The organism is Phyllobacterium zundukense (genome assembly GCF_025452195.1).
Classification (GTDB): domain Bacteria; phylum Pseudomonadota; class Alphaproteobacteria; order Rhizobiales; family Rhizobiaceae; genus Phyllobacterium; species Phyllobacterium zundukense_A.
The window spans coordinates 365,259-380,675 of sequence record NZ_CP104971.1 but is presented as its reverse complement, the minus strand read 5'-3'; the positions used below and the strand labels follow the sequence as shown (position 1 = coordinate 380,675).

Sequence of the window (15,417 nt, the reverse complement as noted above, 5' to 3'; positions counted from 1 at the left end):
ATACGGGGGACGTATGTCCGGACTGGTTTTGAACAACGTCAGCAAGCAATTTGGGACATTTACCGCGGTCGACAATGTGCATCTGTCGGTGCCGCACGGCACCTTTGTCTGCCTGCTTGGTCCATCCGGTTGCGGCAAGACCACGCTGTTGCGCATAATTGCCGGACTTGAAGACCCCACGAACGGTACCATTCTCCTTGACGGAGCCGACATTACGGACGTCCCGACGCACAGGCGGAACCTTGGGATGGTGTTTCAATCGCTGGCGCTATTTCCGCATCTGAGTGTCGGCGAGAACATCGCTTATCCGCTGCGCATTCGCGGCGCAGCTCGCGAAGAGCAAAAAAAACGCGTCGATGAATTGCTCACCCTCATCCATTTGCCCGGCTATGGTGACCGGCCGGTGTCGAAGCTATCCGGTGGTCAGCGTCAACGCGTAGCTATCGCCCGGGCTCTGGCGCTGTCGCCAAAGATATTCCTGCTCGACGAGCCACTGTCGGCCCTTGATGCGAAACTGCGCGAAGCCATGCAAGTGGAACTACGCCAGCTCCAGCAAAAGCTCGGGATCACAACCATCGTCGTCACCCACGACCAGCGCGAGGCGATGACCATGGCCGATACGGTCGTGGTCATGAATGGCGGACATATCAGGCAAGCGGCCCCGCCAATTGAAATCTATCGAAAGCCGGCCGACACCTTCGTTGCGGATTTCATCGGCTCGACCAACCTGATCGAAACCAAAGCAGACAGTTCAGGAGCTGCAACAATATTCGGGCAGCGGGTAACCGGTCTTGCGCTCCCCGCCGGCGCACAGAAAGCCACGATTTCGGTGCGCCCCGAAGACGTCCACCTGACAGCACCTGGCAACGGCGCCATCGACGGAACTGTTACTTTCGTCCGCGATCTCGGCGGCACCATTGAAACCTTTGTCGAAGCGGGCGGCCAGCAAATCGTTGCTGTATCGACCCCGCGCGAACGGCCCGAGGTCACTGCGGGCCAAGCCGTCGGCATCGTTCTGTCCCCTGATGTCTGCGTGGTGCTGAAACAATGAAGCGCGAGCCGCCGCAATCGATCGCCGATTATGGGCCCCTGTTCTTTCCTGCCGGCATGCTGCTCATTTTCTTCGTTGTGCCTTTTGGCACGATGATTGCCGTCAGCTTCTTTAAGAGGCAGGAGGGCGGCTTCTATACTCCCGCATTCGTCTTCTCCAACTATGAGCGCTTCCTCAGCGCATTCTTCGGGGGCGTACTGGGCTTTTCACTTATGCTTGCGGTGACCGTTGCCATCTGCTGCGTCGTACTGGCACTGCCCTTCACGTACCTGCTTTCACGGCTTTCACGGCGCCTGCAGGTGATCTGGCTTGTGGGACTGCTCTCTGTGCTTTCCCTGTCCGAGGTGATCATTGGGTTTGCCTGGTCGACGCTGCTCTCGCGCACGGCGGGCCTCAGCAACCTATTTGTGAAGATCGGCCTTCTTGACCAGCCAGTCGCGCTGTTCCCGAGCTTCGGCGCTGTGCTGACGGGGATGGTCTATCAGGCCCTGCCCTACACGATCCTGGTTCTGTACCCCGCCATTGTCCGCCTCGATCCAACTTTGATGGAGGCGGCGCGAACACTTGGTTCCTCGCCCATCCGTGCCTTTTTCAATGTCCTGGTGCCCGCACTGCGCAATACGATCATGGCGACGCTCATCATGGTTTTCATCTTCGCGCTCGGCTCATACCTGTTGCCGCAAATCCTCGGCCGGCCGCAACATTGGACGCTTTCAGTGCTCATCACCGATCAGGCGATCTATCAATCCAATATGCCGTTTGCAGCGGCGATGGCGGTATTTCTCGTACTTGTGACGCTCGGTCTTGTAGCACTGACATTGCTGATTGGCCGCAAGGGAGAAAAAGCATGATCCGCTGGCTCAAGCGATTTTACTTCCTGGTCATTGGCCTTTTCCTCAGCTTGCCGCTGATCGTCGTGGCTGGTGTCTCCGTCAATGCAAAGCAGACATTGGCCTTCCCGCCGCAGGGCTTTTCCCTCAGCTGGTATGGCGAAATCTTCTCCAACACTGAGTGGCGCAGCGCGCTTATCGCCTCGGTCGTTCTGGCAACAACCTCGGCCGCGCTCGCCGTCCTGATTGCCCTTCCACTGTCGTGGTTCCTCTGGCGGCGTATCGCGCCGTGGGCGAATATCTTTCAGGTACTTGGGATAGCTCCGTTTACTCTGCCGCCAGTCATTACCGCGCTCGGGCTGCTGACCTTCTGGGCAACGACCGGTTTCTACGGCCAGCCGTGGACCGCGGTCATCGGACACGCGATCTTTTTCGTTACCTTGCCATTGGTCACCTTGTCCCTCGGCTTCTCCGCCATCGACCGTTCGTTTGTCGAGGCCGCGGCCACGATGGGCGCCAACGACAGAACCATCTTCCGCACTGTCGTACTACCACTGATCCTGCCCTATCTCGTATCAGGCTATGCATTCGCTTTCGTGTTGTCGCTCAACGAATATATCGTTGCGTACATGACCGTTGGCTTCACGCTGGAAACGCTGCCGATCAAGATTTTCAACGCTTTGCGTTATGGCTACACCCCGACAATGGCTTCAGTGACCATTCTTTTCGTTTTCACCGCTGCCGTCATCTTCTCTTTGGTCGCGAAGTTCGGCGACCTGCCCAAGCTGCTCGGCGCAATGGCATCGGATGAACCATGATGCGTGTGGCAGCTCTGCAAATGCATTCGGTCTCCGGTGACGTGCAAGCCAATCTTGGGCGCATCGAACGAGCGGCTGTTGAAGCAGCTGGAGGCGCCGCTGAGCTTTTGATTGCGCCAGAACTTTGCATCACGGGTTATGGCGCGGGAGAGGCAATCACCGCATTGGCGGAAACGGCGAATGGCGATCAGATCAAGGCGTTGCAGGCCATTTCGTCGGCGAATAGTATCGCCATTGTTGCGGGGTTTGCGGAGCGCGATGGAGCGGATATTTACAACAGCGCCGCATTTGTAAATGGCCACGCCACACCTGCGATCTATCGCAAATCGCATCTTTACGGCGATTATGAGCGATCGTTCTTCAAGCCGGAAACGCCCGTTAATTGTATTGTCGAACTGGGCGGTCTGAGGCTCGGCATGCTGATCTGTTACGATGTGGAATTCCCCGAGAACGTCCGCCGGCTCGCCCTTGCCGGAGTTGAGGGCGTGCTGGTGCCGACAGCTCTCCCTGCCGGCCCATCCGGAACGTTTATCGCCAACCACATGATTCAGACTCGCGCGTTCGAGAACCAGATTTTTGTCGCCTACATCAACCATGCCGGTGCTGATGAACGGTTTACCTTTGCCGGCAACTCACGAATTGCCGCGCCCGATGGCAGTCTGATCGCAGCCTGCACCGATGACACGGAACAGTTGATCTTTGCGGAGATCGATCCTGGCGCCTTCGCCGCGTCCATCGCCGGCAATCCTTACCTCAAGGACCGGGGTTCAGTATGACCGAAATAATCGAAACTGATGTCCTTGTGATTGGCGCGGGTATCGCCGGCGTAGGCGTCGCAGCCGCATTGGGCGACAGACATAGAGTGGTGATTCTCGAACGTGAAACCCAGCCTGGATATCACTCGACGGGACGCTCTGCCGCCATCTTCCTTCCCAATTACGGCAACGATGTTGTTCGTGGATTGAACCAGGCCAGCGCGCCGCTTTTCCAACAGCGCGACGTCGGCCTCTTTCCTGATCCGCTGCTGAACCCGCGGGGTTCGCTGACGGTCGCAGGCGAAGATGGCGTTGAGGCTTGCGAAGACTTTGTCCGCAATAGCGTTGGAGTAGAGACAATTGATATCGATCGTGCGATTGCCATGGTTCCGATTCTTAATCGCGATCATATCAACGCAGCATGCTACCAAGCGGACGCCTGGGACATCGATGTCAATGCTTTGCACCAGGGCTGGCTGCGGAAGGCAACGGCGCTCGGGGTTGAACTTTATACAAAATGCGAAGTTGTTGGCGCTAAGCGTATTGCAGGTGAATGGCAGGTTGATACGGGCGACCGCACGTTCCGGGCCAAAACCGTGGTCAATGCGTCGGGTGCCTGGGCAGATGTCACTGCTGGACTTTTCGGCGCTCGTCCGCTTGGCCTCACGCCGATGCGACGGTCCATTGCAGTCTTGCCAGCTCCGGATGGACAGGACACCAGAGGCTGGCCGCTCGTCGATGACGTCAATGAAGCGTGGTATATGAAGCCGGATGGGGGACGAATGTTCGTTTCACCCTGCGACGAGACACCTGTCGAGCCACATGACGCCTTCGTCGATGACGTGATACTCGCCGAAGGCCTCTATCGTTTCGAACAAGCCGTTACCATACCAGTCACCCGTGTCGAGAGCAGCTGGGCGGGTTTGCGCACGTTTGCCCCCGACCGGACACCGGTAGCGGGATTCGACAGCAAGGTGGATGGTTTCTTCTGGCTGGCGGGTCAAGGCGGCTACGGGATTCAGACCTCCCCTGCCCTTTCGGCACTTTCCGCAGCACTCATCGGGAGACAAGATCCCGAAAGAGCCGTCGAGCCGCTCCTCGCAAAACTATCGCCCGCCCGTTTCGACTGATCAGGCAAGAAGCGGCTGGCCGCCAAAGATCGCAGCCTGGTTCTCGAGTTCTGATCTGATGAAGTTACTCAAGACCCGGATGCGCGGCGTGCTGACGATATCCTCGTGGCAAATCAGCCAATAATCCCGGTTGAGATGCAGCTGCCTCGGCATGACCGGCACTAACTCGGGATATTTGCAGGCGATGTAGTAGGGCAGGATGCACAGTCCGAAACCTGATCGTGTCGCGCTGAGCTGCGCAAAGATGCTGGAACTCTGGTATGACGGGCGCAACCCCGGCAAGATCTCGCGCATGTAATCGAGGCCCGGCGTGAAGATCATGTCTTCGATATAGCCAATGAACTGGTGATTGGAGAGGTCTGACTGCTGCTTGATCTCCGGATGACGGGAGAGGTAGTCCTTCGATCCATAGATGAACAGGCGGTAGGGCATCAGCTTTTCCTGATGGTACGGGCCCGTCCGTGTTGCGTGCAGCGTTATCGACAAATCCGCCTCGCGCCGCGATAGCGACACGATCTGCTGGATCGTCACCATTTCAATGGAGAGACTTGGATAAGACTGCGCCATCAGCGGCAGCCGGTCAGCCAAAAAGAAATTGGCAAAACCTTCCAAGATGCTGAGGCGGACGACGCCACTGAGAGAAATCGTTCCCCCGGAAGCCTCGTTCTGGAATCGGTCGGCCTCGCGCTCCACTATTTCGGCAGACTCGATCAGCTTTTCGCCGAGTGCCGTCAGGATATAACCACGCGGATTGCGCTCGAACAGCCGTGCCGACAATGCTTCTTCCAGCCGGTCGATCCGCCTTGAAACAGTGACATGATTGGTGCGCAGCCTTCGCGCTGCAGTGGTCAATTGTCCGGTACGCGCAACCGCGAGAAAATATTGCAGATCGTCCCAGGTAAACTGCCGCATCGCCCTCTTTCAGCTTTGTACATTTTTGTACTTATTGTGTGCAAAAATAGGTGTTTGTGTACCTATTTGTCAATGTTAGAGTTTTTTGGACATCATGGTTGCCGGTCGGAAGAAACAGCGCAATCATAGGGGTGAATATTGTCCGGCTTGGAAAACCAAAAGCTGGATTGAGGAGGATAGACAACTAGCGGGATGCGGGCGGGATCCGCGGCATCTCTGTTGACGATTTCAATTTGAACCGTTCCGTCCGCGACAGCCATCATACGATGATCCTGTGAGCGGTCGTTCTTTGGGAGGAGATACGAATGAAGTTACTAGCAATTGCAACTGCTGCCCTCATGGCAGCCACGGTCATTCCTGCAGCAAGCGCCGAGATTTCCGATGGCAAGGTCAAGATCGGCATCCTGAACGATCAGTCTGGTGTATATGCGGACTTTGGCGGCAAGTGGTCTTACGAAGCGGCAAAGATGGCGGCCGAAGATTTCGGCGGCAAGGTGCTTGATGCGCCCATTGAAATCATCACAGCCGATCACCAGAACAAACCGGACATCGCCTCCAATATCGCCCGCCAGTGGTACGACACGGAACAGGTCGACTCCATCATGGAACTGACGACTTCCTCGGTGGCGCTTGCCGTTCAGGGCATTTCCAAAGAGAAAAAGAAGATCGACCTCGTGACTGGCGCGGCCACGACGGAGCTGACAGGCAAGCAATGCTCGCCTTATGGTTTCCATTGGGCGTATGACACCCATGCGCTTGCCGTCGGTACCGGCGGCGCTTTAGTCTCGCAGGGTGGCGACAGCTGGTTCTTCCTTACTGCGGATTATGCGTTCGGCTATTCACTGGAGGAGCAAACTGCCAAATTCGTCACCTCCAAGGGTGGTAAGGTCGTCGGCTCCGTACGTCATCCACTCGCGACGACGGATTATTCCTCATTCCTGCTGCAGGCTCAGTCATCCGGTGCCAAGGTCATTGGTCTCGCCAACGCCGGGCTCGATACCGCCAACGCCATCAAGCAGGCCGCTGAATTCGGTATCGTCTCAGGCGGTCAGCGCCTCGCAGCGCTACTGTTCACCCTTTCCGAGGTGAATGGTCTCGGCCTTGAGGCGGCGCAAGGGCTGACCCTCACCGAAAGCTTCTATTGGGATCGCGACGATCAATCGCGTGAGTTCGGCCAGAAGTACTTCAAGCGCACCGGCCGCATGCCGAACATGATTCAGGCGGCGACATATTCCGGCGTTACGCAGTATCTGAAGGCCATCCAAAAGGCTGGAACGGACGACACCGAAAAAGTCGCGGCAGCGATGCACGAAATGCCGGTCGACGACGTTTTTGGACGCGGTGCAAAGGTCGGCCCCAATGGCCGTCTGATCAGCGACGTCTATCTGATGGAAGTCAAGAAGCCGGATGAAAGCAAAGCACCTTGGGACTACTACAAGGTTCTCGCCACGGTTCCGGGTGACGAAGCTTATATCAAGCCGGCCGAAAGCGGCTGCCCACTGGTTAAATAATGACTGCTTCGCTGAACGACACAGCGTTCGGGGGAGGACAATCCTCTCCCGGCGCCTCCGGAGGTCAAGATTCGCGGGTGGTGTTGTCGGCCCGTGGCCTGCGTCGTGATTTTGGCGGTTTCGTTGCCGTCAACAATGTCGATCTTGACGTGCATCACGCCAGGGTGCACGCGCTGATCGGGCCGAATGGTGCGGGCAAAACCACGGTCTTCAACCTTCTCACCAAATTTCTACAGCCAACGAGCGGGACGATCACGCTGCTCGATCATGACATAACCAGAACCGATCCTGCTAAGGTAGCGCGCATGGGTCTGGTCCGTTCATTCCAGATTTCCGCGGTATTTCCGCATCTTACCGTCCTCGACAATGTCCGCGTAGCCCTGCAGCGTCCCGGCGGTCTATCCACCCAGTTCTGGCTGCCTATGCAGGCGCTGGACCGGTTGAACCAACGGGCGATGGAATTGATCGAAGCGGTCGGGCTGCAGGACGCGCGCAATAAACTTGCCGCCGACCTGTCCTATGGCCGTAAGCGCGTACTGGAGATCGCCACTACGCTTGCGCTCGATCCAAAAGTGCTGCTGCTTGATGAGCCGATGGCCGGCATGGGTCACGAAGACGTGCACATCGTTTCCGATATCATCCGCGAGGTCGCAAAGGACCGTGCCATCCTCATGGTGGAGCACAATCTGAAGGTTGTCGCCGATCTCTGTGATCAGGTTACCGTGCTTCAGCGCGGCGAAATTCTTACCTCCGGCGATTACCTGACGGTCAGCCAGGACGAGCGCGTGCGCGTAGCCTATATGGGGACAGAACATGAGTAAGCCCCTGCTTTCCGTCCGTGACCTCCATGCCTGGTATGGCGAAGGCCACGCCTTGCACGGCGTCAACCTCGACATCCACCAGGGCGAGACGGTGACCTTGCTCGGTCGCAATGGTGTTGGCAAGACCACAACCCTGCGCTCCATCATGGGCATTATCCGCAAACGCACAGGCACTATCACATTTGACGGCAAAGACATGATGCGCGTGCCGCTGCATCGCACCGCTCATACCGGCATCGGTTTCGTGCCGGAAGAACGCGGCATCTTCGCTACCCTGTCGGTTGATGAAAATCTCAATCTTCCGCCTATCGTGGCCAAGGGCGGCATGTCGATTGCCGAAATTTACGAACTTTTCCCGAACCTCAAGGAGCGGCGCAACAGTCCCGGCACCAAACTTTCCGGCGGTGAACAGCAGATGCTGGCGATTGCCCGGATTCTGCGCACCGGCGTCAAGCTTCTTCTTCTAGACGAACCCACCGAGGGCCTTGCCCCGGTCATCGTTCAGCGCATCGGCGAGGTACTGGTGACGCTGAAGCAACGGGGCATGACCATCCTTCTCGTCGAACAGAATTTCCGGTTTGCCAGCAAAGTTGCCGATCGTTTTTATGTGGTCGACCACGGTAAGGTGATCGACAATTTCCACGTCAGGGAGCTGCCTGATCGCATGACAATGCTCAACGAAGCGTTGGGAGTCTGACCATGACAATGATCTTCGGCGTCCCGGTCCAGGCTTTCCTCGGTCAGCTGCTGATCGGCCTGATCAATGGCTCATTCTATGCCATGCTCAGCCTCGGCCTCGCCATCATCTTCGGGCTGTTGCGCGTCATCAATTTCGCACACGGTGCACAATACATGGTCGGCGCTTTCGTCGGTTACCTTCTTCTGGCGGAGCTCGGCATCGGCTATTGGCCGGCCCTCATCCTGGCGCCCCTGGTTGTGGGCCTTGCCGGTGCTTTCATCGAGCGCGTAGCACTCTCACGGCTCTACAATCTCGACCACCTCTATGGTCTGTTGTTCACTTTTGGTCTGGCACTCGTGCTCGAAGGCACGTTCCGTTATTACTACGGTGCGGCAGGTCAACCCTACGCTGTGCCCTCCGCCTTGGCGGGCGGCTATAATCTTGGCTTCATGTTCCTGCCGAAATACCGCGCCTGGGTTGTCATTGCTTCGCTTGCCGTCTGCCTCGGAACCTGGCTGCTGATCGAAAAGACCCGGCTTGGCTCTTATCTGCGCGCGGCGACCGAGAACCCGACTTTGGTGCGCGCTTTCGGCATCAACGTGCCCTTGTTGTTGACGTTCACCTACGGTCTCGGCGCAGGTCTCGCAGGGCTTGCGGGTATCATGGCGGCGCCGATTTATCAGGTCAGTCCGCTCATGGGATCCAACATGATCATCGTCGTCTTTGCAGTAGTTGTTGTTGGCGGTATGGGATCAATCCTTGGCGCCATCATCACCGGCTATATGCTCGGTATTTTCGAAGGTCTGACCAAAGTGTTCTATCCGGAAGCGTCCAGCATCGTCATCTTCGTTATCATGGCGATCGTCCTGCTTGTCCGACCCGCGGGCCTGTTCGGAAAGGATGTATGATATGACGCAAGCGACCGTTACATCTGCACCAAAGCAACGCCTTTTAACGCTCGAAACGACGCTGATCCTGATCGGAATCATCGGGCTTGTTCTCGCACCTTTCTATTTTTATCCGGTATTCCTCATGAAGGTGCTTTGTTTCGCACTCTTCGCTTGCGCCTTCAATCTTCTCCTCGGCTACACCGGCATTCTTTCCTTCGGTCACGCCGCCTTCTTTGGCGGCGCTGCGTACTTCACAGCACATGCGGTCAAGGAATGGGGTCTTCCAACCGAACTCGGCATTCTTGTCGGTGTTCTGGGTGCAACGATCCTCGGGTTGATCATCGGCTTCTTCGCCATAAGGCGTCAGGGCATCTATTCGACGATGATCACGCTGGCACTCGCACAGATGTTTGCCTTTTTCTGTCTGCAGGCATCTTTCACCCATGGTGAAGACGGCATTCAGGGGGTCCCGCGCGGTTATCTGCTCGGGTTCATTGATCTCAATCAGCCGTTGAATATGTACTTCTTCGTGCTTGCCGTATTTCTCCTTGGCATGTTCATCATCTGGCGCATCATCAATTCGCCGTTCGGCATGATCCTCAAATCCGTCCGCGAAAACGAACCGCGCGCGATTTCCCTTGGCTATTCGGTTGCGCGTTACAAGCTCGCCGCCTTCGTCATGTCTGCCGCCTTGACCGGTCTCGCAGGTGGTTTGAAAGCGATCGTCTTCCAGTTTGCCACGCTCACAGATGTCAGCTGGCAAATGTCTGGCGAAGTCGTGTTGATGACTTTGCTTGGCGGCATTGGCACGCTGGTTGGACCGATCTTCGGTGCAGGACTTGTGGCCGCTCTGGAAAACTATCTCGCGACCTCGGAGTTTCCGGTCACCGTGATCACCGGCATTATCTTCATGGTGTGCGTGCTTGTGTTCCGGCGTGGCATCATCGGTGAGCTTTATGCTTCGCGCTTCGGCAAAAGACTCGAGAGCAAGCCGGACAACTGAAATGTCAACCTATGACTACATCGTCGTCGGCGCCGGCACCGCTGGCTGCACGCTCGCCAACCGTCTCTCTGAAAACAGGGACGTTTCGGTGCTGCTGCTTGAGGCTGGCGGCAAGGACAACTATCACTGGATCCATATTCCTGTCGGCTACCTGTATTGCATCTCGAATCCGCGTACGGACTGGTGCTTCACAACCGAACCAGAACCGGGGTTGAATGGTCGCGCCCTCAGCTACCCGCGTGGCAAGGTGTTGGGCGGCTGCTCTTCGATCAACGGCATGATCTATATGCGCGGCCAAGCGCGCGACTATGACCTGTGGCGACAGGACGGATGTACCGGCTGGGGCTGGGATGATGTCCTCCCCTACTTCAGGAAGTCGGAAGATTACTATCTCGGCGCCGACGATTTTCATGGTTCTGGCGGCGAATGGCGCGTGGAGGAGGCGCGGCTGCATTGGGATATTCTCGATGCCTTCCGCGATGCCGCCGAAGCTGCCGGCATCCCTCGCACTGACGATTTCAATCGCGGCGACAATGAAGGCTCCTCCTATTTCAAGGTCAACCAGAAGCGCGGCATCCGCTGGAACACGGCAAAGGCATTTCTGCGACCTGCCCTAGGACGTCCCAATCTCAAGGTTGAAACCGGAGCGCATGTGCAAAAGCTGATCCTGCAGGATTTGGCCGTTAAAGGCGTTGAATTCGAACAGGCCGGTACGACCCGTTCCGTTCAATGCAGGCGCGAGGTCGTTCTGGCCGCCGGTTCAATCGGCTCACCACATATTCTCGAATTTTCGGGCATCGGCCGCGGCGATGTACTGCAGAGTGCAGGTATTGAAACGGTCCTGGAACGGCGCGGCGTCGGCGAGAACCTGCAGGACCATCTGCAGCTGCGTTGTGCTTATAAGGTTACGGGTATTCCGACACTCAATGAGAAGGCCAACCGCCTTCTCGGCAAGGCAGCGATCGCGCTCCAATATCTCATCAGCAGATCCGGACCCATGTCGATGGCGCCGAGCCAGCTTGGTGTCTTCACCCGGTCCGATCCCTCTTTTGAGACAGCCAATCTGCAATATCATGTGCAACCTCTTTCCTTGGAAAAGTTTGGCGAAAACGTCCACCCCTTCCCGGCTTTTACCGCGAGCGTTTGCAATCTGCGTCCTGAAAGCCGGGGGTCCGTACACGTCAAATCGCCGGATTATAACTCGCATCCCGCGATCCAGCCGAATTATCTGACAACAGAGAGCGACCGCCGTGTCGCGGCGGATTCGATCCGCATCACGCGCAACATTGTCGCGCAACAACCGCTACAGCGCTTCAAACCAGAGGAATTCAAGCCGGGCCCGCACTACCAGAACGAGGATGAACTGGTCGAAGCCGCCGGTGCCGTTGGCACGACCATCTTTCACCCCGTCGGGACCTGCCGCATGGGTTCTGACCCGGATTCGGTCGTCGATCCGCAATTGCGCGTGCGTGGCATTCGAGGTCTGCGTGTGGCCGATGCCTCGATCATGCCGTCGATTACCTCGGGAAATACCAACTCACCAACGATCATGATCGCTGAAAAAGCCGCGGAGATGATCGCAAGGGGTTCGTAACTACCTTATCTGAAACGGCACGGTAAAACTTTGCCGCGATACATCAACACCATCTGGCGCTGACGGTACTGGGGACGCCCGCCGAATGGTTTCAAGCACACTCTGGTCTAACTGGGGCACTCCGGAGCTTCCGACGACACTAGCCGCAACGATCGCGCCATCATTGGTAACCACAAAGCGTATCCTGACGGTACCCTGCCCTTCCGCACGCGCGCGGTTTGCTCTGCGCGCCAGATAAGACTGCACCCTTGAACGCCAGGTCTCCGATTGCCGCGCTGACGCTGCTCTCGAAACACTTGGTTGCTGTTTTGCTTCCCGCGGCGTGGCGTCCTGGACGGTCGCTGTGCTGACTTTCTTCGCTGGTTTGCGCACGACCTTCTCGGTAACCTGCTTCTTCGGGACATCTGGCTTTTTCGGTGTTGGACGAACCACCGGAAGCGGCACTTCTGCCTTTGGCAGTTCCACGACCTCTTCGATCTGTTCTTCGGGCGGCTCGGTCACCTCTGATTCCGGTAGGGGCTCTTCCGCCACCTCAGGTTCTGGCTGATCCGGACCCAGTTCTTCCACCGGATCAATTGGCTCGGGTTCGGGCTGCACGTCCGGGATAGGCTCGGGCGCTGCAGCTTCCTGTTCGATCACATCCGGCTTGATTGGCTCAGCTTCGGCCGGGGGCTCTTCCTTCACCGGTTCCGGCGCGGGCGGCGCCGGCAATGGCTCCATGTCGATCATCACTGCGGTGGCAATATCGCTTGCTGGCATCGCCGGTTGATAGTTCTGGATATACCATGCGGCGCCTGCATGAATACCGATCACCGCCAATCCTGCAACCGACCAAAGACCAACCTCGCGCCAGTCTGGACGCAGGAAACCTCTTCTGATCGCAGTTGGATGATGCACTATTCGGCGCCCTCACCGGCCGGTGCGGGTCGGGGAGGAACACTTTCCAGACCGACAAGCGCTATCTTGAGATAGCCTGTGTCGCGTAGGCCGTTCATCAGATCCATCAAGGCACCATAGTCGACTGCCCGGTCGGCGCGAAGAAAGACCCGGGTTTCCTTGTCGCCCTGCGTGCGTTGATCGAGAAAACTGCCAAGTGTTTCACGCGAAATCGTTTCGTTGCCGACTGCGATGGACTTGTCTTCCTTGAGCGTCAGGTAGAGCGGTTGCTCGGGACGCGTCGCGGGCGTTGCCGTCGAGGCTGGCAGGTCGACATTGATATCGACAGTCGCCAGGGGCGCTGCCACCATGAAAATAATGAGCAGGACCAGCATGACATCAATGAACGGCGTCACGTTGATTTCATGATTTTCCTGGAGCTCGTCGTCCGACGCGCTATGCCTGACGCCACCAGCCATGATCGCTCCCCTACTCTGCAGCAGCGCGCGAGGTGTGGGCGGCCGCAGGTAGCGTGGCAAAATCCACATCGCGGCTGACAAGACGCTCGACCCCCGCCGACGCATCGGCGAGCAACTGCCGGTAACCGGTGATAGACCGGGCGAAGACATTGTAGATCACAACCGCCGGAATAGCGGCGACGAGTCCAATCGCTGTGGCGAGGAGCGCTTCTGCGATGCCCGGCGCAACGACCGCCAAATTGGTCGTTTGGGACTCTGAAATGCCGATGAACGAATTCATAATGCCCCAAACCGTGCCGAAAAGCCCGACGAAGGGCGCCGTTGAACCGATGGTTGCGAGTACTCCCGTGCCGCGGCTCATGCGGCGTCCTGCTTGAGCCTCGATGCGCGACAGACGCGAAGCTACGCGCTCCTTCAAACCATCGGCGCTTGTGTATCGTTGAACCTCACCGGAGAGACGCACTTCCTCGCGTGCCGCGTTGACAAGCGCTGCGCCCGGGCCGCCTCGGCCTTCGAGCGCCCGTTCGGCATCGTGCAGCGTGCGAGCATTGCCGATGGCGTTGAGCGCGCGATAGGCGCGCACTCTTGCTCCAGCAAGCTCAAGCGTCTTCGCCAGCCAGACTGTCCAAGTAATCAGCGAGGCAAAAGCGAGACCGATCATCACCGTCTTGACCACCCAGTCCGCGGCCATGAACATACCCCAGGGCGAAAGATTATGTGGCAGCGTTCCATTCGTCTGACCAGGTTGGCTCCCCTCCACTGGTGCAGTAGGCTGCATGATTGGCGGCTGGGTTATCTCCGGTTGCTGCACGGGCTGTGCTGCAACCTCGTTCTGAGGCGCTGGAGCCATATTGTTTTGTGCATAGGCGATTAATGCAGTCGGACCGACAACAACCAGCGCACATCCCAAAGCCCCTATTCTCAATACCGCAGCAAAATTGCCGACTGTTGAATGCTTTTTGGGGGTTGGTCGCATCGCTCCGCAATCCTTCACTACATTCGCTGCAAACGGCCCCGGCTCGTCGATCAACCTGGCCTCCGTCGAGCGACGCAATCTTCGGTTGGTAGCGGCTTAGTATTTATGACTAAAATAATCAACTATTTTTTGAATCGGGTGACGGGATGGTTTCGCTGATGAGGTTCATGAGGCAGATCGCCAGATGCGTCTCTAAAACTCTGGATATGCCTGATTCAAGCCCGGCTCAGGCAGCCAGGCTTCACCGCGTTGTCAAGCACGGCGCCCAGATCTTTGATCGCATCACCAAAGAAATGGGACAGCACGACATTGACAACGACGTCACCGAGGCGGCTAAGACGATAGCCGACATATGGAGCGGTGGATTCGAATTCGAAGCGCGACTTCGTAGCGATAGCAATGGCTTATTGGAGCAAAGGAATTGCCCATGAATCGACCGCTCCGCCCCTTCCCAGACCCCGAACGTTGCAAGATCGAGCGATGGCAAGCCCCGAAGTCGTCAATCGCTCACTTGGATTCCAATTGCGCAGACCATGTTTCGTGCGGAGTTACTCATTTTCGGTGAAGTCAAGAATGATACTTCGGAGGAAGTCAAAAGCGCTTGCCAAATCCGTCTCTCCGAAATTGGTTCAGTTCGACACCAAATCCGCTCCAGATCATTTAAGGCGTATCGCTTTCAACGATCCGGGCGCCTCGATTGCTTCGATCGCGCTATTGAAGAGCTCAGCAAGTTGCTTGTCCTGCTTCCGCAAACCGATGCCCACACCCGGACCGAAAAGCCCGCCCGAAATTCTGGGGCCGTAGAGCACAGCCATCGCATCGCACCATCTTGGACTCCAGAAATGCCTTCCAGACAGAGTAATCCACCAGTCCACAGCGCAGAAACGTGCTTTTTCCCGACCCGCTGCTTCCCAAGATGGAGATTACATCGCCGCGCTGCGCGGTCATGGAAATTCCTTTGAGGACCTCGAGCGTACCAAAGCGCTTCTTCAGATTTTTGACGCGCAGCGGGGCGTTGCTGTCAGAAATGATAGGTTGAAATTGGCCGTTATCAGATTGAGTATGCACTGGAGACCCTCGTTTGTTTTTCGC

General features: G+C 57.2%; 17 protein-coding genes and 1 pseudogene. 11 read left to right on the top strand and 7 right to left on the bottom strand.

The window, feature by feature from the left end; genetic code table 11:
* The first annotated feature begins 13 nt into the window (after nt 1-13).
* The 5 genes from N8E88_RS06420 to N8E88_RS06400 are packed head-to-tail and all read left to right on the top strand — an operon-like array spanning nt 14 to nt 4,584.
* On the top strand, nt 14-1,051 hold the full coding sequence (locus N8E88_RS06420) for an ABC transporter ATP-binding protein (protein ID WP_114432282.1): 1,038 nt from the start codon (nt 14-16) through the stop codon (nt 1,049-1,051).
* A complete protein-coding gene (locus tag N8E88_RS06415; protein ID WP_262291163.1) occupies nt 1,048-1,902 on the top strand; it encodes an ABC transporter permease in 855 nt (284 codons plus the stop codon). The genes N8E88_RS06420 and N8E88_RS06415 overlap by 4 nt, the downstream gene beginning before the upstream one ends.
* Nucleotides 1,899-2,699: an ABC transporter permease gene (locus tag N8E88_RS06410; protein WP_262291162.1), complete on the top strand. Its 801-nt coding sequence runs from the start codon at nt 1,899-1,901 to the stop codon at nt 2,697-2,699. Before N8E88_RS06415 ends, N8E88_RS06410 begins: the two co-directional genes overlap by 4 nt.
* A complete protein-coding gene (locus N8E88_RS06405; protein ID WP_262291161.1) occupies nt 2,696-3,475 on the top strand; it encodes a carbon-nitrogen hydrolase family protein in 780 nt (259 codons plus the stop codon). Before N8E88_RS06410 ends, N8E88_RS06405 begins: the two co-directional genes overlap by 4 nt.
* Nucleotides 3,472-4,584 (top strand): NAD(P)/FAD-dependent oxidoreductase, encoded by a 1,113-nt coding sequence (locus N8E88_RS06400; RefSeq protein WP_262291160.1) that lies wholly within the window; start codon nt 3,472-3,474, stop codon nt 4,582-4,584. Before N8E88_RS06405 ends, N8E88_RS06400 begins: the two co-directional genes overlap by 4 nt.
* Here the strand turns inward: N8E88_RS06400 and N8E88_RS06395 are convergent, their stop codons facing one another.
* Nucleotides 4,585-5,496, bottom strand: a complete 912-nt coding sequence (locus N8E88_RS06395; RefSeq protein WP_114432291.1) for a LysR family transcriptional regulator — start codon at nt 5,494-5,496, stop codon at nt 4,585-4,587.
* 92 nt (nt 5,497-5,588) lie between these two features.
* On the bottom strand, nt 5,589-5,759 hold the full coding sequence (locus tag N8E88_RS06390; protein ID WP_262291159.1) for a hypothetical protein: 171 nt from the start codon (nt 5,757-5,759) through the stop codon (nt 5,589-5,591).
* Nucleotides 5,760-5,801: 42 nt separating this feature from the next.
* Here N8E88_RS06390 and N8E88_RS06385 point away from each other — a divergent pair, with 42 nt between their 5' ends.
* From N8E88_RS06385 to N8E88_RS06360, 6 genes are read left to right on the top strand one after another with little or no spacing between them, the layout of a single operon-like run.
* Entirely contained in the window at nt 5,802-7,007 is a 1,206-nt protein-coding gene (locus N8E88_RS06385) for an ABC transporter substrate-binding protein (RefSeq protein WP_262291158.1), read from the top strand.
* Nucleotides 7,007-7,828: an ABC transporter ATP-binding protein gene (locus N8E88_RS06380; protein WP_410010538.1), complete on the top strand. Its 822-nt coding sequence runs from the start codon at nt 7,007-7,009 to the stop codon at nt 7,826-7,828. The genes N8E88_RS06385 and N8E88_RS06380 overlap by 1 nt, the downstream gene beginning before the upstream one ends.
* Complete coding sequence (locus tag N8E88_RS06375; protein ID WP_262291157.1) at nt 7,821-8,525, top strand: ABC transporter ATP-binding protein; 705 nt, start codon at nt 7,821-7,823, stop codon at nt 8,523-8,525. Before N8E88_RS06380 ends, N8E88_RS06375 begins: the two co-directional genes overlap by 8 nt.
* A 2-nt stretch (nt 8,526-8,527) precedes the next feature.
* Entirely contained in the window at nt 8,528-9,415 is an 888-nt protein-coding gene (locus tag N8E88_RS06370) for a branched-chain amino acid ABC transporter permease (RefSeq protein WP_114432296.1), read from the top strand.
* Nucleotides 9,408-10,400: a branched-chain amino acid ABC transporter permease gene (locus N8E88_RS06365; RefSeq protein WP_410010537.1), complete on the top strand. Its 993-nt coding sequence runs from the start codon at nt 9,408-9,410 to the stop codon at nt 10,398-10,400. The genes N8E88_RS06370 and N8E88_RS06365 overlap by 8 nt, the downstream gene beginning before the upstream one ends.
* 1 nt (nt 10,401) lies before the next feature.
* Nucleotides 10,402-11,994: a GMC family oxidoreductase gene (locus N8E88_RS06360; RefSeq protein WP_262291155.1), complete on the top strand. Its 1,593-nt coding sequence runs from the start codon at nt 10,402-10,404 to the stop codon at nt 11,992-11,994.
* On the opposite strand, the gene N8E88_RS06355 is transcribed toward N8E88_RS06360, so the two are convergent.
* From N8E88_RS06355 to N8E88_RS06335, 5 genes and pseudogenes are all read right to left on the bottom strand, one after another.
* Entirely contained in the window at nt 11,995-12,891 is an 897-nt protein-coding gene (locus N8E88_RS06355) for an energy transducer TonB family protein (RefSeq protein ID WP_262291154.1), read from the bottom strand.
* Complete coding sequence (gene exbD, locus N8E88_RS06350) at nt 12,891-13,349, bottom strand: TonB system transport protein ExbD (protein ID WP_262291153.1); 459 nt, start codon at nt 13,347-13,349, stop codon at nt 12,891-12,893. Before exbD ends, N8E88_RS06355 begins: the two co-directional genes overlap by 1 nt.
* 10 nt (nt 13,350-13,359) lie before the next feature.
* Nucleotides 13,360-14,325, bottom strand: a complete 966-nt coding sequence (exbB, locus tag N8E88_RS06345) for a tonB-system energizer ExbB (RefSeq protein WP_262291152.1) — start codon at nt 14,323-14,325, stop codon at nt 13,360-13,362.
* Nucleotides 14,326-14,981: 656 nt separating this feature from the next.
* Nucleotides 14,982-15,140: a type 2 periplasmic-binding domain-containing protein gene (locus N8E88_RS06340; protein ID WP_262291609.1), complete on the bottom strand. Its 159-nt coding sequence runs from the start codon at nt 15,138-15,140 to the stop codon at nt 14,982-14,984.
* 58 nt (nt 15,141-15,198) lie between these two features.
* Nucleotides 15,199-15,354, bottom strand: a pseudogene (locus N8E88_RS06335) (ATP-binding cassette domain-containing protein); the annotation flags it as partial.
* Nucleotides 15,355-15,417: the final 63 nt, after the last annotated feature.